Below are 2799 nucleotides of genomic sequence, written 5' to 3'. Positions count from 1 at the left end.
CAGCCCGCGACCTACGGCGTTACCTTAAGCATCAAGAACTAGTCGCCGGTGACCGCTGCGGCTCGTCGGCGTTTGTCGGGTCGCAGCGAGGGTTGAGTCTGGTCTGAAGGGGAGCGCGTGCGGTACGTCGTCGGGGTCGATATTGGTGGGACGTTCACGGATTGTGTCGTCTTGGATCGCGGGGGCGACGCGGGTGTCGTGGTCAAGATCGGCAAGGCCCTGTCGACGCCCCCCGACTTCCAGACTGGGTTCGTCGATGCCTTGCGCGCAGCGGCCGAAATGCACGGCGTCACACTCGAAAATATGCTTGGCGATGCGCGCATCTATCACGGCTGCACGGTCGGCACGAATGCGCTGGTCGAAAACAAGGTCGCCAGGGTCGGACTGCTTGCGACGCGCGGTCATACCGACACGATCTTTCACATGCGCGCCGGTGCCCGGCTCAAGTGGATGCCATCGCATTACATCGCGCATGTCGCCAAGCAAACCAAGCCGGCACCGCTCGTCCCGAAACATCTGTGTGCCGCGATCGACGAACGCGTGACCTTCGACGGTGAGGTGCTGGTCGCACTGAATGAGGTTAGCGCCCGCGCGGCGATCCGGCTGCTGATCGACCGGGGTGTAGATGCGCTCGCGATATCACTTGTCTGGTCAACCGCCAACCCGGCCCACGAGCAGCGCCTGCGCGAACTTGTGCGCGAAATCGCACCCGACATGTTTGTGTCGATCTCGTCCGAAGTCAGCGCCCGCGTGGGGGAATATGAGCGGACGATCGCGACGATCGTGAATTCCCTGATCGGCCCGCCGATGCACTTCTACCTCGACGCGTTGGCAGGCGATCTGGCGGCCAACGGATACCGTGGCGACTTGCAGATCATGTCGTGCACCGGCGGGCTGGTCGATGCAGCGCACGCAACTGCTTTGCCGGTGCTGACGATCGGGTCCGGCCCGGTCGCCGGACTGATCGGTGCGGCGAATCTGGCACGACAAGCGCAGCCCGGCGAGTCTAACAATGTCGTGACGGCGGATATCGGTGGCACCACGCTGGACATCGGAACGATTTTTCAGTCTAAACCTGTAAGGCGGCCGACCGCGAGCCACGGCCAGTACGAGTATTTCGTGCCGACGCTCGATGTGCGCTCGGTCGGAGCGGGTGGTGGCAGCATCATTCGTGCTGAAGGCGCCGTGCTGAAGGTCGGTCCAGAAAGCGCCGGCGCGCGTCCCGGACCGATTTGCTTCGGTCGCGGCGGCCTCGAGCCGACCGTCACTGATGCGGCTACGGTGCTGGGATATCTTGACCCGGAATATTTCTTCGGCGGGCGCCTGAAATTGGACCGGGCTGCAGCGGAACGGGCGCTTGCGACCCTTGGCAAACCGTTGGGAATGGACGGGCCGAAAACCGCCGCCGCGGCAATGCGCATCGTCAACAGCCAGATGGCCGATGCGATCTGGCTGACGCTGACCCAGCAGGGATATGATCCGCGTGATTTCATCCTTTACGGTTTTGGAGGAGGCGGCGGCGTCCATGCAGCGGCAATCGCGCGTGAACTTGGCATGGCAAAAGCGGTAATCCCGCTAAGCGACCTCGCTGCCGGCTGGTCGGCCTTCGGCATCACAGCGTCCGACGCGCTGATCGCCGAGAGCGCTGCGGTCAGCATGGTCAGTCCCTTCGATCCGGCAGAGATCAACACACACTGGCGCGCGCTCGAGACACGCGTCCAAGGCAAACTAGTTGCGCAGGGCGTTGCGGTCGAAGCGATACGCCTGACCCATCATGCGGAACTGCGCTATGCGCTTCAGATCAATCAAGTGCCGATTGAAGCGGAGGGCGGCACTTACGGCATGGACGCCGTCGAGCGCATGGTTTCGACCTTCGAGGGCGAATATGAGCGGCTGTATGGCAAGGGCGCGGGTTATGCGGCCGCCGGTTTCCAGCTAACGAGTCTCGAAGTGCGAGGTACCACCGCGCTGGCCGACATCGATATGGCTTCGATCGGCCTTGGTGAGCCAGGGAATGGGGGCGCGCCGAAGGGGCATCGGGAAGTACACGGACGCACAGGCCCGACGGTCACGCCAGTTTATGACGGGTCACGGCTGGTGCCTGGCGATAGGATTACAGGGCCAGCCATCTTGGAATTTCCCGACACTACCGTGGTGATCGACGACCGATCGGCTGTCGGAATGGCGGCAGGTAGCGTCGTGATCGAGCTGAACTTAAGCAAGGAGCCAGTCTGATATGGCCACCGCGGCGAGCGATTTCGAAAGCCTTTGGAACGGGCGGGTGCAGAGCTATCGGCCTGGCCCGACGTGGAAAAGCCGGATCGCGCCAACACTCGAAATGCACACCGAAAGCCTCGACGAGATCGACCCGGTCGATTTCGAAGTCATCCGGCAGAAGCTATGGACGATCAACATCGCGCACGGCGATACGATCACCCGGATATCAGGATCGCCGGTGCTGGCGACGCTCGACTTCAACATGTCCGTCCTCACCGAGGACGCTGAAGTGGTGCTTAATGCGCCCTATGTTCAATTCCTCAATGCGGGCGCGCCGCTCGGCATCCGCTATATCATGGAGAATTACGCAGACCGGCCCGGCATCAACGAGGGCGACGTCTACTGCTGCAACGATCCATGGATCGCGGCGTGCCACCAGATGGACGTCATGTTTGCCGCCCCGATCTTTGTCGAGGGCAAGCTGTTTGGCTGGTCGGCCAATGCGGGGCACCAATATGACCTCGGCGGCATCGTCCCTGGCGGATGGCCGCAAAATGCCGAAGACGTCTATTCCGATCCGGT

2 protein-coding genes are annotated in these 2799 nt (G+C 62.3%); both read left to right on the top strand.

Annotated elements, in window-relative coordinates; genetic code table 11:
* Positions 1-117: 117 nt before the first annotated feature.
* A complete protein-coding gene (locus RMN84_RS01395) occupies positions 118-2235 on the top strand; it encodes a hydantoinase/oxoprolinase family protein (protein ID WP_309610420.1) in 2118 nt (705 codons plus the stop codon).
* A 1-nt stretch (position 2236) separates the two neighbouring features.
* On the top strand, positions 2237-2799 hold a 563-nt coding region (locus tag RMN84_RS01390), incomplete at its 3' end, for a hydantoinase B/oxoprolinase family protein (RefSeq protein ID WP_309610419.1).

It is taken from the genome of Sphingomonas sp., assembly GCF_031380695.1.
Taxonomy (GTDB): domain Bacteria; phylum Pseudomonadota; class Alphaproteobacteria; order Sphingomonadales; family Sphingomonadaceae; genus Sphingomicrobium.
The sequence above is the reverse complement of the archived record's forward strand: the minus strand, read 5'-3'. Positions and strand labels throughout refer to the sequence as shown.